Source organism: Enterobacter cloacae complex sp. IR5384, from assembly GCF_049237265.1.
Classification (GTDB): domain Bacteria; phylum Pseudomonadota; class Gammaproteobacteria; order Enterobacterales; family Enterobacteriaceae; genus Enterobacter; species Enterobacter cloacae.
On the sequence record NZ_JBMKHJ010000025.1, the window covers coordinates 21352 to 44540 of the forward strand.

The window sequence follows — 23189 nt, forward strand, 5'->3', positions numbered from 1 at the left end:
ATTATTAATTGTTTATGGCCGGTTCGCTTGCCGTTAATTATTGTTACAAAAATTTGAGAACTGTTTTTTTGACCGTGACGGGGTAGGAATTTTTGTAACTTTTTGAATACAGATGCTTAAAAAAAGCCGTACAAGCGCTCACCGCGCGGGCTTTCTTTCCAGCATCTGTACAGGCTAATTTCCAAAAACGCGAGCGAAATCGAATAGCCGGTTTTTTAACGTTTTAATCTTGTGAGGAAAAACGTTAATATAAAGCCAATTATCACTCAGTAGCGTTATCCCTATTCTGGAGACATTCCCTTTGATCAACGTCCTTCTTGTTGATGACCACGAACTGGTGCGCGCAGGGATACGACGCATTCTTGAAGATATAAAAGGTATTAAAGTTGCCGGTGAGGCGTGCTGTGGCGAAGATGCCGTTAAATGGTGCCGCACCAATTCAGCCGATGTGGTGCTGATGGATATGAACATGCCCGGTATCGGTGGGCTTGAAGCAACACGCAAAATCGCGCGTACCTTTGTTGACACAAAAGTCATCATGCTGACCGTACATACCGAAAACCCGCTTCCTGCGAAGGTGATGCAAGCAGGGGCGGCAGGTTACCTCAGTAAAGGCGCCGCGCCGCAGGAAGTGGTGAACGCGATTCGTTCCGTCTTTGCCGGCCAGCGTTACATTGCTTCCGACATTGCGCAACAAATGGCGCTGAGCCAGATTGAGCCGGAGAAAACCGAATCTCCGTTTGCCAGTTTGTCTGAGCGTGAATTGCAGATTATGCTGATGATCACCAAAGGCCAGAAGGTGAATGAGATCTCGGAGCAACTGAATCTCAGCCCGAAAACGGTGAACAGCTATCGTTATCGGATGTTCAGTAAACTGAACATCCACGGTGATGTTGAACTGACTCATCTTGCCATCCGTCATGGTCTGTGTAATGCGGAGACGTTATTAAGTCAGTGAGTGATGCATTTGATTCAAAAGCATTTCTGAAAACCGTGACCAGCCAGCCTGGCGTTTATCGCATGTATGACGCTGGCGGTACGGTTATCTACGTGGGGAAGGCGAAAGATCTCAAGAAACGCCTCTCCAGCTATTTTCGCAGCAACCTTGCCTCCCGTAAGACTGAAGCGCTGGTCGCGCTTATCCAGAATATTGATGTCACCGTCACCCATACGGAGACAGAAGCACTCCTGCTTGAGCACAACTATATTAAGCTCTATCAGCCGCGCTATAACGTTCTGCTGCGGGATGATAAATCCTACCCGTTTATTTTTCTGAGCGGCGATACCCATCCCCGGCTCGCGATGCACCGTGGTGCGAAACATGCGAAGGGTGAATACTTTGGGCCGTTTCCTAACGGCTATGCCGTGCGTGAGACGCTGGCGCTGCTGCAAAAAATCTTTCCTGTTCGTCAGTGCGAAAACAGTGTCTACCGTAACCGCTCGCGTCCGTGCCTGCAGTACCAGATTGGCCGCTGTCTGGGGCCCTGCGTCGCCGGGCTGGTGAGTGAAGAAGAGTACGCGCAGCAGGTTGAGTACGTGCGCCTGTTTTTAGCCGGTAAAGACGATCAGGTCCTGACCCAACTGATTGCCCGTATGGAGAAAGCCAGCGCCGCGCTGGAGTTTGAAGAGGCCGCGCGCATACGTGACCAGATTCAGGCGGTGCGCCGGGTGACGGAGAAACAGTTTGTTTCGAACACCGGTGACGATCTCGACGTGATCGGCGTTGCCTTTGATGCCGGTCTGGCCTGTGTGCATGTGCTGTTTATTCGTCAGGGCAAAGTGCTCGGCAGCCGCAGCTATTTCCCTAAAGTACCAGGCGGTACGGAGCTGGGTGAAGTGGTTGAAACTTTTGTCGGCCAGTTTTATCTGCAGGGGAGCCAGATGCGTACGCTGCCGTCGGAGATCCTGCTTGATTTTAACCTTGCGGATAAAACCCTGCTGGCCGATTCCTTATCCGAGCTGGCGGGACGCCGGGTGAATGTCCAGACCAAACCGCGCGGCGACCGTGCGCGTTATCTGAAGCTGGCGCGTACCAATGCCGCGACAGCGCTCAGCACCAAACTTTCCCAGCAGTCGACGGTGAGCCAGCGTTTAACGGCTCTGGCGACGCTTCTGAAATTGCCGGAAGTGAAACGCATGGAGTGTTTCGACATCAGCCATACCATGGGGGAGCAGACCGTTGCTTCCTGCGTGGTGTTCGATGCGAACGGTCCGCTGCGTGCTGAGTATCGTCGCTACAACATCACCGGCATCACCCCGGGGGATGACTATGCGGCAATGAATCAGGTGCTGCGTCGTCGCTATGGTAAAGCTATTGAAGAGAGCAAGATCCCGGATGTGATCCTGATTGACGGCGGAAAAGGGCAGCTCGGGCAGGCGAAGGCGGTCTTTGAATCCCTGGATGTCAGCTGGGATAAAAACCATCCCCTGCTGTTGGGGGTGGCAAAAGGGGCCGATCGTAAAGCCGGGCTGGAGACGCTATTCTTCGAGCCGGAAGGTGAGGGCTTTAGCCTGCCGCCGGATTCCCCGGCGCTGCATGTTATTCAGCATATTCGCGATGAGTCGCACGATCACGCCATTAGCGGTCACCGTAAAAAACGGGCGAAGGTGAAAAACACCAGCACGCTGGAGACCATTGAAGGCGTTGGGCCAAAACGTCGCCAGATGCTGCTGAAGTATATGGGCGGATTGCAAGGATTACTCAACGCCAGCATGGAGGAAATTGCAAAAGTGCCGGGTATTTCGCAAGGGCTGGCAGAAAAGATCTACTACTCGTTGAAACATTGAGGGCTCTGTAGCAACATAGAGCTAAATTTTACTGACAACAAATAGTTACCGTCATTATGCAATATAACATCCCTACGTTGCTCACTCTCTTTCGCGTCGTGCTTATACCGTTCTTTGTACTCGCGTTTTATCTGCCGTTTGTCTGGGCCCCTTTTGCCTGTGCGCTGATTTTCCTGGTTGCCGCGGTCACCGACTGGTTTGATGGTTATCTGGCGCGCCGCTGGAACCAAAGCACCCGTTTTGGTGCTTTCCTCGATCCGGTGGCCGATAAAGTGATGGTGGCTATTGCCATGGTGCTGGTGGCTGAACATTACCACACCTGGTGGGTGACACTGCCAGCCGCCACCATGATTGGACGCGAGATCATCATCTCTGCACTGCGTGAATGGATGGCTGAACTGGGTAAACGCAGCAGCGTGGCGGTATCCTGGATCGGTAAAGTGAAAACCACCGCGCAAATGGCGGCGCTGGTCTGGATGCTGTGGCGTCCGAACGCCTGGGTAGAGTGGGCGGGAATCTGCCTGCTGTGGGTTGCCGCGGTGCTGACCCTGTGGTCAATGCTGCAATATTTGAACGCGGCGCGCGGAGATTTGCTTGAACAGTGATCGTTTCGCCGTAATTTTCAGCAAACGATCCGGGGATGCAAAAAATAACGTTGACTCATCACGTCATATCAGTAGAATGCAACGCATCGAACGGCGGCACAGTTAGCCGGACGATAATGAAATCAAGTGGTTAGCAGTTAACTTGATGACATGCGGGAATAGCTCAGTTGGTAGAGCACGACCTTGCCAAGGTCGGGGTCGCGAGTTCGAGTCTCGTTTCCCGCTCCAGATTAAAGACATGCGCAATAGCGGGTGTCAGTTTAAAAAAGTTTTACGGCGCGTTAGCAAAGCGGTTATGTAGCGGATTGCAAATCCGTCTAGTCCGGTTCGACTCCGGAACGCGCCTCCACTTTCTTCCCTGGCCGGATGGTGGAATCGGTAGACACAAGGGATTTAAAATCCCTCGGCGTTCGCGCTGTGTGGGTTCAAGTCCCACTCCGGCTACCATGGGAAACAAAGAATAATCAAAGCAATAAGCAGTGTCGTGAAACCACCGAAAGGTGGTTTTTTTGTGTCTGCAAATCCGACATCACACCCCGCCCAAATACGCCTTCCTCACCTCCTGATTCCCCAGTAACTCCTCACCGCTGCCGCTCAGGCGGATCTGCCCGTTAACCATCACGTAGCCGCGGTCAGAAAGCTTCAGCGCGTGGTGCGCATTCTGCTCCACCAGAAAAATGGTCATCCCGTTGCGGGCCAGTTCGCGCAGCGTCTGGAAGATCTGTTTCACCACAATCGGGGCCAGGCCGAGGCTGGGTTCATCCAGTAACAGGAGTTTAGGGCGGCTCATCAGCGCCCGGGCGATAGCCAGCATCTGCTGTTCCCCGCCGGACATGGTCATCGCGCGCTGTTTACGCCGCTCTTTGAGGCGAGGGAAGAGGTCAAACATGGTGTGCATATCTTCCGTTGCAAACTGGCTGCCAATGGGGATGGTCCCCATCAGCAGGTTCTCCTCCACGGTCATATCGGGAAAAATGCGTCGTCCTTCCGGCGCCTGGGCAATGCCTTCGGAGGCGACATAGTGGGTCGATTTATGGCTAATGTCCTCTCCGCAAAACACGATCTGCCCGCTGCGAATACGCGGCTGGCCGAAGATAGACATCAGTAATGTCGATTTACCCGCGCCGTTAGCGCCTATCAGCGCCACGGTTTCCCCTTTGTTTACTTCAAGTGTTACCTGTTTCAGCGCCTGGATCACGCCGTAAAACACGTCCACCTCGCGAAAGGCCAGCATCGGTTCGCTCATAGATTGACCTCGCTTTCATCGGTGCCCAGATACGCGGCGATCACTTTTTCATCATGCTGGATCTGCTCGGGTTTTCCCCTGGCGATGACGTCTCCATGGTCGAGCACAATGATGTCGTCCGAAATCTCCATCACCATTCCCATATCGTGTTCAATCAACAGTACCGTAATGCCGTGGTGGTCGCGCAGAAAACGGATGATGTTGCTCAGCTTGTGCGTTTCAACCGGGTTGAGCCCGGCGGCGGGTTCATCCAGACAGATCATCTCTGGTCCGGTGCACATGGCGCGCGCGATTTCCAGACGCCGCTGCTGGCCGTAGGACATCTCGCCCGCCAGGCGATTGGCACACTCCACAAGATCCACCACCTCAAGCCAGTAGAAGGCCCTGTCCAGGGCGTCGCTCTCTGCCCGTCGGTAAGCGGGGGTATTGAGGATCCCGGCGAGCAAATTACGGTTAACGCGCATATGCTGTGCGACCAGCAGGTTTTCCACGACCGACATCTCGCGGAACAGACGAATGTTCTGGAAGGTGCGTGCCAGCCCGGCGCGGTTAACCAGATGCGTCCCGCCAAACATCTTATAGAAAAGGCGCTGCCCCAACTGTGCAGGGTGAATCCAGTCGTCCGGCTGGAATTTTTGCCCGAGTACCTGAATGACGTTGGTCGTTCTGTTGCGTGCATTAAACAGAATGTTCCCGCCGGACGCTTTATAGAAGCCGGTCAGGCAGTTAAAGACGGTGGTTTTGCCAGCGCCGTTTGGGCCGATAAGGGCGGTAATTGAACCGCGCTGCACGTCGAGATTGACGTCATTAAGCGCCTTGATCCCGCCAAAATGCATCATCAGGTGCTCTACGCTTAAAATCGTTCCGTTCATGGCGCCACGCCCTTACGCACGGCAAACCCGCTGCGGTTAATGCGGATCAACCCGCGCGGACGCCAGATCATCATCACCACCATCAGCATGCCAAACAGCAGGACGCGATACTCAGCAAAGCTGCGCAACAACTCGGGTGTCACGGTGAGCACAAAGGCTGCCAGCACGACTCCGAGCGTGGAGCCCATGCCGCCCAGTACCACGATGGCGAGGATCAGCGCAGATTCAAAAAAGGTGAATGAGGTTGGATTCACAAAACCCTGATAGGTGGCAAAGAACACGCCCGCAATCCCGGCCGTTGACGCGCCCAGCGTAAAGGCCGAAAGCTTAACCAGCACATGGTTGAGGCCCATGGAGCGGCAGGCGATTTCATCTTCCCGCAGGGCTTCCCATGCCCGGCCAATTGGCATTCGCGTCAGGCGATGCTTGACATAAAGCACCAGCAGCACCACCAGAAACAGCACCGCGTAAATAAAGATAAACTTCATATTCGGGTTGTACGTCAGATGGAAAAATTCATGAAATGGCACGCCACCTTCTTTGGCGCGTCGACCAAACTCCAGTCCGAAAAACGTAGGCGGCGGCGCTGACACGCCATTAGGCCCGCCGGTGAAAGTTAGCCAGTTGTTCAGCACCAGACGGATAATTTCCCCGAACCCGAGCGTCACAATCGCCAGGTAGTCGCCGTGCATGCGCAGCACCGGGAAGCCGAGCAGGGCACCGGCAGCCGCAGCCATAATTGCCGCCAGCGGCAGCATGCTCCAGAATCCGAGTCCCAGATATTGATACCCCAACGCCAGCCCGTAAGCGCCGATGGCGTAGAAGGCGACATACCCCAGATCCAGCAGTCCGGCCAGACCCACGACGATATTCAGGCCGAGGCCGAGCAGGACGTAAATCAGCCCGAGGATAGCCACCGTCAGCAGGTATTTGGTGGCGACAAACGGGAAGCAGATCGCAAGGGCGATCGCCAGAGGAATAACCCAGCGCAGACGGCTTTTGTATTCCGGTGGGCGAACATATACCCCCGCGCTGTCGGCTTCGAACCGCGCCTGAAAACGGGCCCCGGCAGCGGTACTTAAAAAAGCGCTCAGCAGAAAACGCCCAACCATCACTGTGCCGACCATCCAGGCCAGGCGCTGTCCGGCAAAGTTAAAGCTATATCCGTCCAGCACCACACCTGCAATCGGGCCAAAAATAATCAATGCGATCAGCCCGGAAAACATCGCGTCCAGCAGGCAGCGCTTGAGGGAGAAACCGTGTGATGTCATTGTTTTCTCCTTCACACTTTGGCCACGACAGGGCGGCCGAGCAGCCCCTGAGGGCGGAAAATCAGGATCATGACCAGCAGCCCAAACGAGAACACATCTTTGTAGTCCGAGTTCACCATGCCGGAAAACTGAGCCTCGGCCACCCCCAGAATCAGCCCGCCGAGCATCGCGCCGGGCAAAGAGCCGATCCCCCCGAGCACCGCGGCGGTAAAGGCTTTGATACCAATCACAAACCCGACGTAGAAATCAAAGGTGCCGTAATTCATGGTAATGAGCACCCCGGCCAGACCGGCCATTGCCGCGCCAATGACAAATACCAGAGAAATAATCCTGTCGGTATTTATCCCCAGAATGGAGGCCATTTTTCGATCCTGTTGTACCGCGCGACACATGCGTCCCAGCCGGGTATGGCTGATAATCCAGGTGAGCAATAGCATCCCGGCGAAGGAGGCGACCAGAATGAATACTTTGGTATAGGTAATCTGCACGAACCCCTCTCCCAGATGCAGACGAATCACGCCGTCCAGCATGGTGGGAACCCCTTGCTGACGCGGCCCCTGGCTCAGTTGCGCGTAATTTTGCAGGATAAGCGACATGCCGATGGCGGAGATCAGCGGCGCCAGACGGGTGGAGTTGCGTAGCGGTTTATAGGCAATGCGCTCGATGGTCCAGCCATACACTCCGGTGACCACGATGGTGAATACCAGCGTGCCGAGGATCAGTAGAGGGAACGACTGCAGGCCGAAGAAGGAGAGCAGCGCCAGGCCAATCGCGCAGAGATAGGCAGAGATCATATACACTTCGCCGTGGGCGAAGTTAATCATCCCGATGATGCCGTACACCATCGTATAACCGATGGCGATGAGTCCGTAGACGGAGCCCAGCGTTAAGCCATTAATTAACTGTTGCAGGAAGAATGTACTCATCTTAGCGCGCTCTTTATAACGGCCGCACAAACCGCGCAGCCTGATGTGTTGTTTGCGTCGGCAGGCGGCCCTGCCGACGTTGAGCGTGACTCCGTCCCGTTACGGCACTTCCTTATACTTTCCTTTGTCGTCCCACTGATACACCACGTAGTCAGAGACTTTCAGATCGCCTTTGCTGTCCCAGGCTTTTTTGCCCATCACCGTATCGACGGAATTAGCCTTCAGCCATTCGCTGGCTTTGGCTGAGTCCTTGCCGCCCGTCGCCTTGAATGCCGCGGCGATAGCCTGCACGGAGGCATAGGAGTAGAGGGTGTATCCTTCCGGTTCGAATTTACCGGCGCGGAATTTCTCAATAACCGCTTTACCGTCCGGGATCAGGCGCGGATCTTTACCGAAGGTCATATAGATGCCGTTGGTATATTGGGGGCCTCCCGCCGCGGTCACCATCTCTTCGTTGACAATACAGTCGCCGGAGAAGAATTTTGCCTGCACGCCCTGTTCACGCATCTGGCGAACCAGCGGGCCGGCTTCAGGGTGACAGCCCCCGAAGAAGACGACGTCCGGTTTTTGCGCCCCAATTTTGGTGACCAGGGCGTTAAAGTCTTTTTCACCGCGGGATAACCCTTCGTACATCACGTCCTGCACGCCGCGTTTTGCCAGTGCGGCTTTGGTGGCGTCCGCCAGCCCCTGACCGTAGGTGTCTTTGTCGTGAATGATCACCACCCGTTTGGCTTTCAGCTTGTCGATAATGAAATCGCTGGCGACCTGACCCTGCTGGTCATCGCGGCCGCACATGCGGAACATATCGCTCATGCCGCGCTCGGTAATCTGCGGGTTGGTGGAGCCAGGCGTGATGGCGATGATCCCCGCGTCGCTGTACACCTCAGAGGCGGGCATGGTGGACGAAGAGCAGAAATGACCGACCACCGCGTTGACCTTATCCTGGTCGACTAAACGGTTGGCGACGGCAACGGCCTGCTTGGGCTCGCAGGCATCATCTCCCTGAACCAGCTTAATTTTTTCACCGTTGATCCCGCCTGCGGCGTTAATGTCCTCTGCTGCCTGTGTTGCGCCATGCCAGTACTGATCGCCGTAGGTGGCATTGGGGCCTGTAAATGGCCCGGCCACGCCAATGACAATATCTGCCCGGGCGGAAAATGCCGTCACCAGACAACCGGCCAACACAAGAGAAAGAGGAGTTCTGATTAATTTCAGCGACATTATTGTGTTCCTTAGCAATGAGGTTTTTGCACCACGGTGTAAACCCGAACGCCCGACGGCGCAGCCAATCAAAAACACGAGCGAGAAAAATGATTTTACGAACAAGATACGGTCAGCATCCTGCTTAATACGGCGAGGTTTCCATGCGCAGTGTCGCGTGCTGAAGATTAAGCAAAATCGTTGCCAGAATGGTTAACCTGTTGACGGCGTTGCGACATGTTGAGTATAGAGCGCCGTTGTACGCAGCCTTGCGGGACGCACTGAAATTACAGCGGAGATCACATCTCGTTAACAATAAAGCCCATAAGTTGTGCAAGGGTCACGATTTGCACGTTTTTGCAGCAATAATTCCCGTAACTTCCGCCGGGAAAGGCGTACGATATGTGCTAGGATCCTTTCCTTTTTGATCAGGAGTGTCAGCAATGACTGAAGGCCCATTAAATGAAAGCGAAATGGCGTGGCTGGAAGAGACGTTAATGTCTTACGGTCATGACGATGCGTCCGTGATTGACGTGTCCGAACTGGACGGCATGCTTACGGCAGTGCTTTCCGGCCCCGTGGTTGTCGAGCCAGACACCTGGCTGGTGGCGGTATGGGGCGGCGAGAAATATATCCCGCGCTGGAAAAACGATCGAGAAATGAACCGTTTTATCGATCTCTGCTTTAAGCATATGAACGACATTGCTGAGCGCCTGAGCGAATACCCGGATCAGTTTGAGCCGATGTTTGGTTATAACGACGTGGACGGCCAGAGCTACACCGTGGTGGAAGAGTGGTGTTATGGCTATATGCGCGGCGTGTCGTTGACCGACTGGTCTGCACTGCCAGAAGAGCTGAAAGCGGATCTGGATGTCATCGCGCTTCACGGCGCAGAAGAGAACAGCGAGAAGCTGGACGCGTTGAGCGAAGAGGAGTACATCGCCAGCATTGAGCGTATCCAGCCAGCGGCGCTGCGTTTGTACGACTACTGGTCTGCTAACCCACAGCAACCGGAAGCGAAGAAACCGATTGTTAACGGCACAAAGGTCGGGCGTAACGATCCGTGTCCGTGCGGCAGCGGGAAGAAGTTTAAGAGCTGTTGCTTACACTGATAAAAAAGGGGCTGTTGATAGCCCCTTTTTTTTACCCCACTTCCGGCAGCATTCCCGCCGCAATCAAAAATTGCACCAGAATAATGACGACCCCGCAGGCAAACACAATGCACAGCAGCGGCTTTCCACCTGCCACCCGGTACCCTTGCCGGGCATGCTGTTGGCGGCTCTTCCACGCCAGCAGAGAAGGGAGCAGCAGGGCAAGGATGGATAGAGCCACCCCCGCATACCCCAGCGCCATGACAAACCCGCGCGGGTAGAAGAGGGCAAAGGCCAGCGGAGGCAGGAAGGTGATCGCCCCTGTCTGTAAGCGGCCGGTGACGGAATTGCGACGCTGGAACAGATCTGCCAGATAATCAAACAGACCGAGCGCCACGCCCAGGAAGGAGGTGGCCAGCGCCAGATCGGCAAACAGATGCACCGCCAGCTCAACGTGTGGAGAAGTTACCACTTCACGCAGCGCCAGCAAGAAACCGTTCAGACCGGCGTGTTCCGCCATCAAGCCAATAAAGGTGGAAGAGTCGATACTGCCCAGCGTCACCAGCTGCCAGAAAATGTAGGCAATCAGCGGGATGGCGCTACCGATAACAAACACGCGGCGAAGCTTGCGAATATCACCGTTCATGTAGCTGACAATGCTTGGCACACTGCCGTGGAAGCCAAATGAGGTAAAAATGACCGGGATCGCGGAAAGCGCCAGGCCTTTTTCCAGCGGCAGCGTCAGCAGGTTGACCTTATGAACATGCGGTGCCAGCAGAACCAGCATCACAATCAGAAAAAGAATTTTGGCGCTGAATAAAAAACGGTTAAACAGATCGACCAGCGAGGTGCCCACACAGACTACGCCGCCGCCGATGAGCGTAAAGAAGATGGCCCCCGTCGCTGGCGTAATGTCAGCACCGAACCCGTCGTTGACGCTGGAAGCGATCAATTCCCCGGCACCGCTGATATATGCAGCGGTCAGGGCGTACATCAGAAACATCATGCTAAAGCCTGTCACCCACTGTCCGTAACGGCCCAGATAGCGTGCCGCAAGCGAACCCAGCCCGGTATCGGCGGGGACGTGCTGATAAACCTCAAGCAGCAACAGCGCGGTGTAACACATTAATGCCCAGAGCGTACCCAGTAGCAGTAATGTCATGCCAAATCCGACGCCCGCGGCGGCCAGCGGCATCGCCAGCATTCCTGCGCCAATCGTCGTTCCGGCGACGATAAAAATACTTCCCAGGGTTCTGTTTTTCACGCTTTCCTCTACAACGCTTCACGATCGCGACAAAATCTGCGGCGCAGAGTAAGTGAAAAGCCGTATTTCGTCAAATCACCGTTACAAGGGGTGTAACTATAACTTTACGATTCTGGCCGGGCGAGGCACTTCAGGTAACTCTCTGATCCTTCGGAGGTGTAAGGCTACTTCATAAGGACAATAGGATCGCGTGAAAATCAGGCGTAATTTAAACAAAAATTGCAAAACATAAAATAAAATGAGGGTCTGATGGCGGGGGAAAATCCATTCACAGCGGCCTGGAGCCGGGGAGGCAATTTGCTATGTCACGGCCACTGGATCATCAGCTGGCAGAATACGGCGCTGGTGTTACCGGAATCCCGACGTGAAAAGGATATGGGCACATGGGCGATTTATTCGATTATCGATCCTGAGGATGAGACCTTTGCACAGGGGTTAAAAGAGGATGAGTGGATAATCGAAAACGTGGACTGGCTGACGGATTTATTCTTCGACGCCGGGATCCCGCTTGAGGCGGCAAACTACCGGTACTTTTTCCAGGCCGTAAATCCGCATGACTGGCGCTGCACCAGTTGCGCAGGTTGCATGTAAAAAAATACGGCGCTGAAAGTCAGCGCCGTATCGATATTAATTCTGGGTATCAAGCGTAGAGAGTTCTTTATCAATAAAGTAAAGACCTTCACCGGTTTTACCGGCCAGCGATAATTTATCCAGAACCGATTTAAACAGTTTCTCTTCTTCGTGTTGTTCGGCCACATACCACTGCAGGAAATTAAAGGTTGGATAATCCTGGCTGGTCATTGCCGCATGCACCAGCTCGTTAATTTTCTGGGTGATCAGCTGCTCGTGCTCGTAGGTAGCGCGGAAGAGTTCATCAAGTGAGCCATACTCCGCAAACGGTGATGCCACGTTATCAATGCGCGGCAGGCTGCCGGTATCTGTCAGATAATCAAAGAGACGCTGCATGTGGGTCATCTCTTCCTGAGCGTGACGACGCAGAAACGCGGCGGCACCTTCAAAGCTGTGATAGCTGCACCAGGCACTCATCTGCTGGTAGAGCAGGGAGGAAAAAAGCTCAAGATTCATTTGTGCATTGAGCTTGTCGATCATTTCAGTTTTCAGCATGGTGACGCTCCGGTTTATTATTTCTGGTTCACAATGAGCGACACTATAATTTGTTATTTAATTATATGCAAAACGTAAAATAAATATTTGTTCATTTAAAAATACGAATGGGAATAAAACGCATTGGCGATATTTATATTTATAAATGAGAATTATTTATTTTAACGGGCTGCCAGCCAAAACTGGCAGCGCAGATTAATACCACGGATTACTGGTGGCCGGTTTAACAGCATAACCCATGCATTTGTACTGAATGGTCACGCTCTCGTTCAGACACAGTGAGCCGCTAATCAGGGTGCAGGTTTTAATGGGCTGTCCATAGGAGGAGGCGGTGGCATATCCCATGCCCTGGCACGCTTTGGTTGCGGTGCCGTTATTCACATATTCATCAGACCAGGCGTTTTGCAGGGCGGCCTGACCATAGTCAAGGCGGACTATGCCATTTGGCGCATCCAGACTGCTCACCTGTGCCTGGCGGTTGATGCTACATCCCGCGAGCAGCAGGACCGTGCCGACAACGAAGACTCTTTTCATGGTTCGCTCTGAGTGGAGGGAAATACGTTATCGTACCGCTCGCTGTCCGCCGCAATGCCCTGAATAGCCGGACAATCTGCCCTTTCTCTTTGCAACGGGCCGGGCTCAGACCTGTCATCAACAAAAATGTGAGTCCTCTTTGGTTTTTTAAAACAATCTTTCATTTAATTTGAAAGTGCGTTTGTGTGATAGTAGGGTGAAGATGAAAAGGTATCCATGATGGGCTCGCCCGCAACGCATTCAGGAGAGAGACAATGAAAATCGCACTGATGATGGAAAACAGCCAGGCCGCAAAAAATCCAGTGATTCTGAAAGAGTTAAAAACGGTCGCCGACGAAAAAGGGTTCCCGGTGTATAACGTTGGCATGAGCAATGAGAACGACCATCATCTGACCTATATCCATCTGGGGATCATGGCGAGCATTTTGCTCAATGCGAAGGCCGTTGATTTTGTGGTGACTGGGTGTGGAACGGGCCAGGGGGCGTTGATGTCGCTGAACATCCACCCGGGCGTGATCTGCGGTTACTGTATCGACCCAGCAGATGCGTTTCTCTTCGCCCAGATTAACAACGGTAACGCGCTTGCCCTGCCGTTTGCCAAAGGCTTTGGCTGGGGCGCAGAGCTGAACGTTCGCTTTATCTTCGAAAAAGCGTTCACCGGCCGCAAGGGAGAAGGTTATCCGCCAGAGCGCAAAGAGCCTCAGGTACGTAATGCGGGGATCCTGAATCAGGTGAAAGCGGCTGTGGTCAAAGAGAACTATCTGGACACGCTGCGGGCAATCGATCCTGAGCTGGTAAAAACCGCCGTTTCCGGCCAGCGCTTCCAGCAGTGCTTCTTTGAAAACTGCCAGGACAAAGAGATCGAGGCTTTCGTGCGCGAGATTGTCGGCTAACCGCGTGGCTGAATGCAGAAAAAATGTGATGTGAGTCACAAAAATATTGATTTTTGTGATGGTGGTCATATTATAGGCACATTGACGATAAAGTTGTATAACAAGTTAATGGAGCATCACAATGAAACTGCGCAAAATCCTCAAAAGCATGTGGGCTAACTACTGCAACACCTTCAAAGACGTGCCGCCTGGCGCGATGTTCTGATAAAAAAACCTGCTTCGGCAGGTTTTTTTATGCCTGCAACCACCAGAAAGGAGATGAAAGGGGGCGTGTTTTGTTACTATGGCGGCCTTTGAATAAGGAGAAACCCCCATGTCTCAAAACCTGAGCGCCGATCAGGAACTGGTATCTGATGTTGTCGCATGCCAGCTGGTCATCAAACAGATCCTTGATGTCTTAGATGTTATCGCGCCGGTGGAAGTGCGCGAGAAGATGTCTACCCAGCTGAAAAACATCGATTTTTCCAGCCATCCCGCTGCGGCTGACCCGGTTACGCTTCGGGCGATCCAGAAAGCCATCGCGCTGATTGAGCTGAGATTCACGCCGCAGGGTGAATCTCACTGATAGCGCGCAACGTGAGAAGGGCGACAGTGCCTGTCGCCCGAAAGCGTTTAAAAGAAGGTCTGTACCAGCAGATAACTCGCCGCGCACGCACAGCTCACGCCAATTATCCCAGGTAGAATAAAGCTGTGGTTGATAATAAATTTGCCGATACGAGTTGTCCCTGAACGGTCAAACCCGATGCAGGCCAAATCGCTTGGGTAGGTGGGCAGAACAAAATAGCCATACGACGCCGGGAAGAAAGCGATCAACATTTTCGGATCGATACCCAGCATTAACCCCATCGGCGCCACGGCCGTCAGCGCTGCCGCCTGGCTGTTCACCAGTTTAGAGACCAGGAAAAGCACGATGGCGTAGGTCCATGGATGGCTTTTCACGACCCCTTCCAGCGCCAGTTTTAGCTCGTCGAGATGCGCCTGGAAAAAGGTATCGCTCATCCACGCGACGCCGAACACCGAGAAAATCGCCACCATTCCGGCTTTAAAGACCGCGCCGTTAGAAATGGTCGCCGCATTGACCTTGCAGGTGACCAGCATCACCGCACCCGCAATGAGCATCATCATCTGAATGACAAGGTTCATCGACAGCGCCGTCATTTTGCCTTTCACCTCAAACGCCGGACGCAGTTCAGGCAATGCCCCGAGCAGCACCACCACCGCGATCCCGGCGAAGAAAATCCACGTTGACCAGTAGGCCTGTTTCGGAAAACGTTGGTTCATCAACGTCTCGGTTCCGCCGTAGATAAACTCGCGCTGTTTTGGATCTTTCAGCTTTTCCTGGAATTCCATGTCATCGGCTAAATCTTTCCCGCGGCGTAAACTCCACAGGGCGGCAATGGTCACACCGAACAGCGAGGCGGGAACCGACACGGCGAGAATTTCGAGGATCCCCCACGCGTGTCCAATGCCGTGCTGGGCGGCCAGAATGGAAATCAGCGACACCACGGCAACGGAGACCGGGGAGGCGGTGATCGCCATTTGCGATGCCACCGACGCCACGGCCATCGGACGTTCCGGGCGGATCCCTTTTTTCAGGGCGATATCGGCAATAATCGGGAACATGGTGTACACCACATGGCCGGTACCGCAGAGAAAGGTCAGCATCCAGGTGGTAAAGGGGGCGAGGAGGGTGATGTGCTGAGGATGCTTGCGCAGCAGGCGCTCGGCAAATTGCATCATCACATTCAGCCCACCTGCCGTCTGCAGGGTGGCCGCACACCCGATCACAGCGAGGATGGTCAGCATCACATCAACCGGCGGTTTACCGGGCTGCAGACCAAAGATAAACGTCAAAATAAACAGACCGATACCGCTTATCAGCCCCAGTCCCATCCCGCCAAAACGCGTGCCTGTCAGCAGGCACAGGAGGATGACAATAAACTCAATGGTGATCATAATGCTCCCTCGTCATTAATTATGTAATTAAATAAATCATTACATGTTGTAGGGATAATCATTGAGAGCGAGATCTGATTTGTTAAATCTTTTAAAAAGCAGGAGGTTGGCTGTGAAAAAGAGGCCCACTCCCGAACGGGAGCAGGCGAAAAGCTTAGTGGTGCTGCACTGTCACCAGATCGAGCAGGTGACGGTCGGTCTGTTCCGGGCATAACCCGGACTGTTGCGCGTTGCGGAGCTCATCCGCCAGTGCTTTAAGCAAAATGCCGTCCTGCTGCTGCTCTTTGTCCATATCGCGCAGGAACTGCAGTGTTGCGCTGTCATGCTGTGCTCTGGCTTCATCCGCCAGTTTATTTAGCGTGGCGCAGCGTTGCTCATACTCTTCAAGTGTTTTCCTGAATAACTCCTCCAGCGAGGAGTAGTGCCCATTAATTGCATCCGGGGCTTTGACGATAGGATTTGCCCCTGCGCCTTTCATAAAGTTAAAGACGCGCATCATATGGGTGACGTTACTTTGTGCCTGGGTACGAAAAAAAGTGGCGGTACCGTTGAGACGGTTCTCAGAACACCACTCGCTCAAATGGAGGTGCAGATTCGACGCATAGAACTCAAGGTTCATCTGCGCATTGAGTTTTTGCATCATCGTTTGGGTAGTCATACCAATAACCTTATAGACTGTTAGTGTGATGTCCGTAACAAAACCTGACGGGCAGGTTAAGACGAGTAAGTGGCAGAAAAGCATTTCTGCAGTGACAAAAGTCGACCGAATAATCACTTCCTGTGTTCGATATAAATAAGCATACCCCCGCCCGGCGTTTAAGAAAACTCTTAATTGGTGCGTTTTACCATACATTACAAAATTTAATATAGTACAAAAATAACAACATGTTGTTATAAAATAAGATTTATCTAACACCTTGAAATTGCTGGTTTTACCTATTTTAATATCGATTTTTACCCACTGGGAATAGTGAGTCGGAATAATACTCTGAGAAAGAGTTAATTCAGGATTAACTATTTCAAATATATGGTGCGCCGACTAAATTGCGCTAAATCAATTTTCGCAGAATAACGCCATAAAATATATTTTGCGGCAACGCCAGTCCTACACAGTTCCCGATGATGGTAACGCCGTACCGCGATCGCGCCCGGAGCGCGGGGGTTTGGGTATCAGGGATTTCTTAGCTGATCTTATGGATAATTCTGCTTATCTCGGTTCCATTTGTCCGACAAATACTGCCGTTTTTATGTCATTTTTCGCTGAATTTATGTACGCAATTACTGTAATTCTGCGGTGTGATGGCGCTCTCTTATGGATGATCAATTTCCCGCTAAAACTATCACCAGCACTAACGCTTATGACGAGGTAAGCGCTAATGCCTTGTTTTAAGTCCGATTAAATAAGAAGTACGCAAATATTCCCTACAGAAAAGAACGCTAATGCTGGAGTTTACCATGCACAAATTTACTAAAGCGCTGGCGGCCATCGGTCTGGCTGCCGTTATGTCACAATCCGCTATCGCTGAGAATTTAAAACTCGGTTTTTTGGTAAAACAGCCGGAAGAACCCTGGTTCCAGACCGAATGGAAATTCGCCGATAAGGCCGGGAAAGATTTAGGATTTGAAGTCATTAAAATCGCCGTGCCTGACGGTGAAAAAACGCTGAACGCTATCGACAGCCTGGCGGCCAGCGGGGCGAAAGGGTTCGTTATCTGTACGCCGGATCCCAAACTGGGCTCTGCAATTGCAGCCAAAGCGCGCGGTTACGACATGAAGGTTATTGCAGTTGACGATCAGTTCGTCAACGCCAAGGGCAAACCGATGGACAGCGTGCCGCTGGTGATGATGGCGGCCACCAAAATTGGCGAACGTCAGGGCCAGGAACTCTATAAAGAGATGCAGAAACGCGGCTGGGATGTGAAAGATACCGCCGTGATGGCTATCACCGCCGACGAGCTCGATACCGCCCGCCGTCGTACCACCGGGTCAATGGACGCGCTGAAAGCGGCCGGCTTCCCGGAAAAACAGATCTATAAAGTGCCGACAAAATCCAACGACATTCCGGGGGCCTTCGACGCCGCCAACTCCATGCTGGTTCAACATCCAGAGGTGAAGCACTGGCTGGTGGTCGGCATGAACGATAACACCGTCCTGGGCGGTGTACGCGCAACGGAAGGTCAGGGCTTCAAAGCGCCTGATGTGATCGGTATCGGCATCAACGGCGTTGACGCGGTGAGTGAGCTCTCTAAAGCGCAAGCGACGGGCTTCTACGGCTCACTGCTGCCAAGCCCGGACGTGCACGGCTATAAATCCAGCGAAATGCTCTACAACTGGGTTACCAAAGGGGTGGAACCGCCGAAGTTTACTGAAGTGACCGACGTGGTGCTGATCACCCGCGACAACTTCAAAGAGGAGCTGGCGAAAAAAGGACTGGGCGGTAAGTAATACGCGGTGATTGTGCCCCTCGCGAACCGCGAGGGGCCAGACGTACACACTACAGGAATCACGGAGACGTTATGCGACAGTCTGATCCGTATCTCTCTTTTCGCGGTATCGGGAAAACCTTTCCCGGTGTTAACGCGCTGACCGATATCAGCTTCGACTGCTATGCCGGTCAGGTTCACGCCCTGATGGGCGAAAACGGCGCCGGAAAATCCACGCTGTTGAAAATCCTCAGCGGCAACTACACGCCAACCACCGGCACGCTGGCCATTCGCGGCGAAGAGGTGGCGTTTGCTGATACCACCGCTGCGCTCAACGCCGGGGTGGCCATCATCTATCAGGAACTGCATTTGATCCCTGAGATGACGGTGGCGGAAAACATCTATTTAGGCCAGCTCCCGCACAAAAGCGGCGTGGTAAACCGGTCGCTACTTAATTACGAAGCGGGGCTGCAGCTGAAACATCTGGGTCTGGATGTCGATCCCCAGACACCACTGAAGTATCTCTCCATCGGCCAGTGGCAGATGGTAGAAATTGCCAAGGCGCTGGCGCGTAACGCCAAGATCATTGCCTTCGACGAACCGACAAGCTCGCTTTCCGCGCGTGAAATCGAAAACCTGTTCCGGGTGATCCGCGAGCTGCGTAAAGAAGGCCGCATTATTTTGTATGTTTCGCACCGTATGGAAGAGATTTTTGCCTTAAGCGATGCCATCACCGTCTTTAAAGATGGCCGCTACGTGCGCACCTTTACCGATATGGAGCAGGTCAATCATGACCAGCTCGTTCAGGCGATGGTTGGACGCGAGCTGGGAGATATCTATCACTGGCAGCCACGCGAATACGGCCCTGAGCGCCTGAAGCTGGAAAACGTTAAAGCGCCGGGTGTGCGAACGCCGATCTCGCTCTCGGTGCGCAGCGGGGAGATTGTCGGGCTGTTTGGTCTGGTGGGCGCAGGGCGTAGCGAGTTAATGAAAGGCCTGTTTGGCGGTACGCGCATCACCGAAGGGCAGGTATCCATTGACGGGCAGCGGGTCGATATCCAGAAGCCCGCACATGCCATCCAGGCCGGGATGATGCTCTGCCCGGAAGACCGCAAAGCGGAGGGCATTATTCCGGTGCACTCGGTACGTGACAACATCAATATTTCCGCGCGGCGGAAGTTTATTCGCGCCGGTTGCCTGATCAACGACGGCTGGGAGGAGAGCAACGCCGACCACCATATCCGTTCGCTGAACATCAAAACCCCGGGCCCGGAACAGCTGATCATGAATCTCTCCGGCGGTAACCAGCAGAAGGCGATTTTAGGCCGCTGGCTGTCGGAGGATATGAAGGTCATTTTGCTGGATGAGCCAACGCGCGGCATCGATGTGGGGGCGAAACACGAAATTTATAACGTGATCTATGAGCTGGCAAAACGCGGTGTGGCGGTGTTGTTCGCCTCCAGCGATCTGCCTGAGGTACTCGGCGTGGCCGACCGCATTGTTGTGATGCGTGAGGGCGAAATCGCCGGTGAATTGCTTCATGAACAGGCGAATGAACAACAGGCGTTGAGTCTCGCCATGCCGAAAGTTAGCCAGGCTGTCGCCTGAGTAAGGAGTTAATGATGTCCTCTGTTACTACATCCGGAGCGCCGAAATCGAAATCGGCCTTCAGTTTTGGCCGCATCTGGGATCAGTACGGCATGCTGGTGGTCTTTGCCGCACTCTTTGTCGCCTGCGCGATCTTTGTGCCCAACTTTGCCACCTTCATTAATATGAAAGGGCTGGGGCTGGCCATTTCCATGTCCGGCATGGTGGCCTGCGGGATGCTGTTCTGTCTGGCCTCGGGCGATTTCGACCTGTCAGTGGCCTCCGTCATTGCCTGCGCTGGCGTCACCACAGCGGTGGTGATCAACATGACCGAAAGCCTGTGGATTGGCGTGCTGGCGGGTCTGCTGCTGGGCGTTATCAGCGGTCTGGTTAACGGGTTTGTGATTGCCCGCCTGAAGATTAACGCCCTGATCACCACGCTTGCGACCATGCAGATTGTGCGCGGTCTGGCCTATATCATCTCCGACGGTAAAGCGGTGGGGATTGAAGACGAGCGCTTCTTCACCCTGGGCTATGCGAACTGGCTGGGGTTGCCTGCGCCAATCTGGCTGACGGTGGCCTGTCTGATCCTGTTCGGTTTCCTGCTTAACCGCACCACGTTTGGCCGAAATACCCTGGCGATCGGCGGTAATGAGGAAGCGGCGCGGCTGGCGGGTGTACCGGTGGTGCGCACTAAGATCATTATCTTTGTGCTCTCCGGTCTGGTCTCGGCGGCAGCGGGGATTATTCTGGCATCGCGCATGACCAGCGGCCAGCCTATGACCTCCATTGGATACGAGCTGATCGTCATTTCAGCCTGCGTGTTGGGCGGGGTTTCGCTGAAGGGCGGCATCGGAAAAATCTCATATGTGGTGGCCGGTATCCTCATTTTGGGGACGGTAGAGAACGCCATGAACCTGCTGAATATTTCGCCGTTCTCCCAGTATGTGGTTCGTGGCCTGATCCTGCTCGCAGCCGTGATTTTCGACCGTTACAAGCAAAAAGCGAAGCGTACCGTGTAACGTTCTTTCTGCCTTTTAATTGCTCAACTTATAACCTTAGTTGACGCCTGAACCGCCCCGCCAGTTCCGCTGGCGGGGCGGTTGTCAAATGGCGAGCGACGTCACACTGTCTATACTTACATGGCTATGAAAGAGGTAAAGGCGTTTACCTCTCGTAAACCGTAAGGAGGACCAGGGTGGCTGACTTGTTAACCGCACCGCCTGTACTGCCCGGACACTATGCTTTCTTTTTCGATCTCGACGGCACGCTCGCCGGGATAAAACCGCACCCCGACCAGGTGGTTATCCCGGAGGCGGTATTACAGGATTTGCATCAGCTCTCGCAAATGAATGAGGGAGCACTGGCATTGATATCAGGGCGCTCAATGGCCGAGCTGGATTTGCTCGCCAGTCCTTACCACTTTCCGCTGGCCGGTGTACACGGAGCGGAGCGCCGCGACATCCATGATCACACGCACATCGTTTCACTCCCCGATGCATTAATCGAAAAGCTGCAGGCGCAGCTCGCTGCTGCACTGGCTGAACTGCCGGGCACGGAGCTGGAAGCCAAAGGGATGGCCTTTGCCTTGCACTATCGCCAGGCACCGCAGCATGAAGAGGCCGTGCTTGCGCTCGCCGCCAGGGTCGCGCAGGCGCATCCTGAGCTGGCGCTGCAGCCGGGTAAATGCGTCGTGGAGCTTAAACCGAAAGGGATCAATAAAGGGGCTGCGATCGCCGCGTTTATGGCAACGCCGCCTTTCCGGGGCCGGACGCCCGTTTTTCTTGGGGATGACCTGACCGATGAGGCCGGGTTTCGTGTAGTGAATCAGGCCGGAGGGATCTCCGTGAAGGTTGGGCCTGGTGACACTGAAGCCGAATGGCGTCTGGCAAATGTGACCAGCGTCTGGCAGTGGATATCTGACATCGCTAACCAGCAACAACAACAAATAGCGCAAAACAAAGGGGGAAACCATTATGGGTCGCTTAGTCGTCGTCTCTAACCGTATCGCACCGCCTGACGATAAAAAAGCCAGTGCAGGTGGGCTGGCGGTGGGGGTATTAGGTGCCTTAAAAGCTGCTGGCGGGCTGTGGTTTGGCTGGAGTGGTGACATCAGTGAGGAAGAAAAACCACTTAAAAAGGTGACGCGCGGCAACATCACCTGGGCGTCATTCGCCCTGAAAGAGAAAGATTATGACGAGTACTACTCCCAGTTCTCGAATGCCGTGCTGTGGCCCGCGTTCCACTACCGTCTGGACCTGGTCAAATTCCAGCGAGAATCGTTTGAAGGCTACAGCCGCGTCAATGCGCTGCTGGCGGATAAACTGCTGCCTTTAATCGAGGAAGACGATATTTTATGGATCCACGATTATCATCTGCTTCCCTTCGCCCGCGAGCTGCGAAAACGCGGAGTCAACAACCGCATCGGCTTCTTCCTCCATATTCCATTCCCGACACCGGAAATTTTTACCGCGCTGCCGCCGCATGAAGAGCTGCTGGAAGCGCTGTGTGATTACGATTTGCTGGGCTTCCAGACTGAGAATGACCGCATTGCGTTCCTGGATTCGGTATCGGGCAAAACACGCCTGATGACGAAAGGGGGCAAAACGCATACGGCCTGGGGTAAAACGTTCCATACCGAAGTCTATCCGATTGGGATAGAGCCGGATGAGATTGCTGAGCAGGCGTCTGGTCCGTTGCCGCCGAAGCTGGCGCAGCTTAAAAACGAGCTGAAACACGTGAAGAATATCTTCTCGGTGGAGCGTCTCGACTACTCCAAAGGGCTACCGGAGCGCTTCCTGGCGTATGAAACGCTGCTGGATAAATATCCGCAGCACCACGGTAAAATCCGCTATACGCAGATTGCACCTACGTCGCGTGGGGAAGTGCAGGCCTATCAGGATATTCGTCATCAACTGGAGACGGAAGCAGGGCGCATCAACGGGCGCTACGGTCAGCTGGGCTGGACGCCGCTGTTTTATCTGAACCAACATTTTGACCGTAAGATCCTGATGAAGGTGTTCCGCTATGCCGACGTCGGCCTCGTAACACCGCTGCGCGACGGGATGAACCTGGTGGCAAAGGAGTATGTGGCGGCGCAAGATCCGGCCGATCCGGGGGTGCTGGTGCTTTCTCAGTTTGCGGGAGCCGCGAACGAACTTACTTCAGCGCTCATCGTGAACCCTTACGACCGGGATGATGTGGCGAACGCGCTCAACCGTGCTCTGACGATGCCGCTGACGGAGCGTATTTCCCGTCATGCGGAAATGATGGATACGATCCGCGAGAACGATATTAATCACTGGCAGGCACGTTTTATTCGCGATTTGCGTAATATTGAGCCGCAAAGCCATGAAGGCGTTCTGCAAAAAAAGATCGCGACTTTCCCTAAACTGGCGTGATATTCCTC

At 53.8% G+C, this 23189-nt stretch carries 23 protein-coding genes and 3 tRNA genes; 16 read left to right on the forward strand and 10 right to left on the reverse strand.

Annotation, left to right across the window (positions count from 1 at the left end; all coding sequences use genetic code 11):
- The first annotated feature begins 301 nt into the window (after positions 1-301).
- The 6 genes from uvrY (at position 302) to ACOTX3_RS18190 (ending at position 3839) form a co-directional block, all read left to right on the forward strand.
- Entirely contained in the window at positions 302-958 is a 657-nt protein-coding gene (gene uvrY, locus ACOTX3_RS18165) for a UvrY/SirA/GacA family response regulator transcription factor (RefSeq protein ID WP_013096026.1), read from the forward strand.
- A complete protein-coding gene (gene uvrC / locus ACOTX3_RS18170; protein WP_058679625.1) occupies positions 955-2787 on the forward strand; it encodes an excinuclease ABC subunit UvrC in 1833 nt (610 codons plus the stop codon). The genes uvrY and uvrC overlap by 4 nt, the downstream gene beginning before the upstream one ends.
- A 56-nt stretch (positions 2788-2843) precedes the next feature.
- Positions 2844-3392, forward strand: coding sequence for a CDP-diacylglycerol--glycerol-3-phosphate 3-phosphatidyltransferase (gene pgsA, locus ACOTX3_RS18175; RefSeq protein WP_058679624.1), 549 nt, complete (start codon positions 2844-2846; stop codon positions 3390-3392).
- A gap of 152 nt (positions 3393-3544) precedes the next feature.
- Positions 3545-3620 (forward strand) — tRNA-Gly (locus ACOTX3_RS18180).
- 47 nt (positions 3621-3667) lie between these two features.
- A tRNA-Cys gene (locus ACOTX3_RS18185) sits at positions 3668-3741 on the forward strand.
- An 11-nt stretch (positions 3742-3752) separates the two neighbouring features.
- Positions 3753-3839: transfer RNA gene (locus ACOTX3_RS18190), tRNA-Leu, on the forward strand.
- A gap of 82 nt (positions 3840-3921) precedes the next feature.
- On the opposite strand, the gene ACOTX3_RS18195 is transcribed toward ACOTX3_RS18190, so the two are convergent.
- The 5 genes from ACOTX3_RS18195 to ACOTX3_RS18215 form a co-directional block, all read right to left on the reverse strand.
- Positions 3922-4638: an ABC transporter ATP-binding protein gene (locus ACOTX3_RS18195; protein WP_013096030.1), complete on the reverse strand. Its 717-nt coding sequence runs from the start codon at positions 4636-4638 to the stop codon at positions 3922-3924.
- Positions 4635-5510: an ABC transporter ATP-binding protein gene (locus tag ACOTX3_RS18200; RefSeq protein WP_029882584.1), complete on the reverse strand. Its 876-nt coding sequence runs from the start codon at positions 5508-5510 to the stop codon at positions 4635-4637. The genes ACOTX3_RS18195 and ACOTX3_RS18200 overlap by 4 nt, the downstream gene beginning before the upstream one ends.
- The gene (livM, locus tag ACOTX3_RS18205) at positions 5507-6781 is read right to left on the reverse strand and encodes a high-affinity branched-chain amino acid ABC transporter permease LivM (protein WP_040019951.1); all 1275 of its coding nucleotides are present in this window, start codon (positions 6779-6781) and stop codon (positions 5507-5509) included. Before livM ends, ACOTX3_RS18200 begins: the two co-directional genes overlap by 4 nt.
- A gap of 11 nt (positions 6782-6792) precedes the next feature.
- Complete coding sequence (locus ACOTX3_RS18210) at positions 6793-7707, reverse strand: ABC transporter permease subunit (protein ID WP_020687620.1); 915 nt, start codon at positions 7705-7707, stop codon at positions 6793-6795.
- Positions 7708-7806: 99 nt separating this feature from the next.
- Positions 7807-8928 carry a branched-chain amino acid ABC transporter substrate-binding protein gene (locus ACOTX3_RS18215; protein ID WP_029882586.1) on the reverse strand — a complete coding sequence of 374 codons (1122 nt, stop codon included), beginning with the start codon at positions 8926-8928 and terminating at the stop codon, positions 7807-7809.
- A gap of 422 nt (positions 8929-9350) precedes the next feature.
- Between ACOTX3_RS18215 and ACOTX3_RS18220 the strand changes: the two genes are divergently transcribed.
- Positions 9351-10019, forward strand: coding sequence for a YecA family protein (locus tag ACOTX3_RS18220; protein WP_029882587.1), 669 nt, complete (start codon positions 9351-9353; stop codon positions 10017-10019).
- A 31-nt stretch (positions 10020-10050) separates the two neighbouring features.
- On the opposite strand, the gene tyrP is transcribed toward ACOTX3_RS18220, so the two are convergent.
- On the reverse strand, positions 10051-11262 hold the full coding sequence (gene tyrP / locus ACOTX3_RS18225; protein ID WP_029882588.1) for a tyrosine transporter TyrP: 1212 nt from the start codon (positions 11260-11262) through the stop codon (positions 10051-10053).
- A gap of 249 nt (positions 11263-11511) precedes the next feature.
- Here tyrP and ACOTX3_RS18230 point away from each other — a divergent pair, with 249 nt between their 5' ends.
- A complete protein-coding gene (locus tag ACOTX3_RS18230) occupies positions 11512-11853 on the forward strand; it encodes a hypothetical protein (RefSeq protein WP_058678986.1) in 342 nt (113 codons plus the stop codon).
- A 36-nt stretch (positions 11854-11889) separates the two neighbouring features.
- Here ACOTX3_RS18230 and ftnA read toward each other — a convergent pair whose 3' ends face one another.
- Both ftnA and yecR read right to left on the reverse strand, forming a co-directional pair.
- Positions 11890-12387, reverse strand: a complete 498-nt coding sequence (ftnA, locus tag ACOTX3_RS18235) for a non-heme ferritin (protein ID WP_013096038.1) — start codon at positions 12385-12387, stop codon at positions 11890-11892.
- A gap of 195 nt (positions 12388-12582) precedes the next feature.
- Positions 12583-12921 carry a YecR family lipoprotein gene (yecR, locus tag ACOTX3_RS18240; RefSeq protein WP_013096039.1) on the reverse strand — a complete coding sequence of 113 codons (339 nt, stop codon included), beginning with the start codon at positions 12919-12921 and terminating at the stop codon, positions 12583-12585.
- 254 nt (positions 12922-13175) lie between these two features.
- Between yecR and ACOTX3_RS18245 the strand changes: the two genes are divergently transcribed.
- The 3 genes from ACOTX3_RS18245 (at position 13176) to ACOTX3_RS18255 (ending at position 14379) form a co-directional block, all read left to right on the forward strand.
- Positions 13176-13814: an RpiB/LacA/LacB family sugar-phosphate isomerase gene (locus ACOTX3_RS18245; RefSeq protein ID WP_058678987.1), complete on the forward strand. Its 639-nt coding sequence runs from the start codon at positions 13176-13178 to the stop codon at positions 13812-13814.
- A 121-nt stretch (positions 13815-13935) separates the two neighbouring features.
- Positions 13936-14019: a stress response protein AzuC gene (azuC, locus tag ACOTX3_RS18250; RefSeq protein ID WP_014832437.1), complete on the forward strand. Its 84-nt coding sequence runs from the start codon at positions 13936-13938 to the stop codon at positions 14017-14019.
- A gap of 108 nt (positions 14020-14127) precedes the next feature.
- Entirely contained in the window at positions 14128-14379 is a 252-nt protein-coding gene (locus ACOTX3_RS18255) for a DUF2766 family protein (RefSeq protein ID WP_020687624.1), read from the forward strand.
- Positions 14380-14426: 47 nt separating this feature from the next.
- On the opposite strand, the gene ACOTX3_RS18260 is transcribed toward ACOTX3_RS18255, so the two are convergent.
- A complete protein-coding gene (locus ACOTX3_RS18260) occupies positions 14427-15770 on the reverse strand; it encodes an anaerobic C4-dicarboxylate transporter (RefSeq protein ID WP_013096042.1) in 1344 nt (447 codons plus the stop codon).
- A 154-nt stretch (positions 15771-15924) separates the two neighbouring features.
- Positions 15925-16428 carry a non-heme ferritin-like protein gene (locus tag ACOTX3_RS18265; protein WP_038419948.1) on the reverse strand — a complete coding sequence of 168 codons (504 nt, stop codon included), beginning with the start codon at positions 16426-16428 and terminating at the stop codon, positions 15925-15927.
- 797 nt (positions 16429-17225) lie between these two features.
- Between ACOTX3_RS18265 and araF the strand changes: the two genes are divergently transcribed.
- The 5 genes from araF to otsA all read left to right on the forward strand — a co-directional run bounded on the left by araF (position 17226) and on the right by otsA (position 23181).
- Positions 17226-18215, forward strand: coding sequence for an arabinose ABC transporter substrate-binding protein AraF (araF, locus tag ACOTX3_RS18270; RefSeq protein WP_028027935.1), 990 nt, complete (start codon positions 17226-17228; stop codon positions 18213-18215).
- A 71-nt stretch (positions 18216-18286) separates the two neighbouring features.
- A complete protein-coding gene (gene araG, locus ACOTX3_RS18275) occupies positions 18287-19801 on the forward strand; it encodes an L-arabinose ABC transporter ATP-binding protein AraG (protein ID WP_013096045.1) in 1515 nt (504 codons plus the stop codon).
- Between the two features lie 14 nt (positions 19802-19815).
- Positions 19816-20802 carry an L-arabinose ABC transporter permease AraH gene (araH, locus tag ACOTX3_RS18280; protein ID WP_013096046.1) on the forward strand — a complete coding sequence of 329 codons (987 nt, stop codon included), beginning with the start codon at positions 19816-19818 and terminating at the stop codon, positions 20800-20802.
- A 176-nt stretch (positions 20803-20978) separates the two neighbouring features.
- Positions 20979-21782 (forward strand): trehalose-phosphatase, encoded by an 804-nt coding sequence (otsB, locus tag ACOTX3_RS18285; RefSeq protein ID WP_013096047.1) that lies wholly within the window; start codon positions 20979-20981, stop codon positions 21780-21782.
- Complete coding sequence (gene otsA, locus ACOTX3_RS18290) at positions 21757-23181, forward strand: alpha,alpha-trehalose-phosphate synthase (protein WP_013096048.1); 1425 nt, start codon at positions 21757-21759, stop codon at positions 23179-23181. Before otsB ends, otsA begins: the two co-directional genes overlap by 26 nt.
- Positions 23182-23189 lie beyond the last annotated feature (8 nt).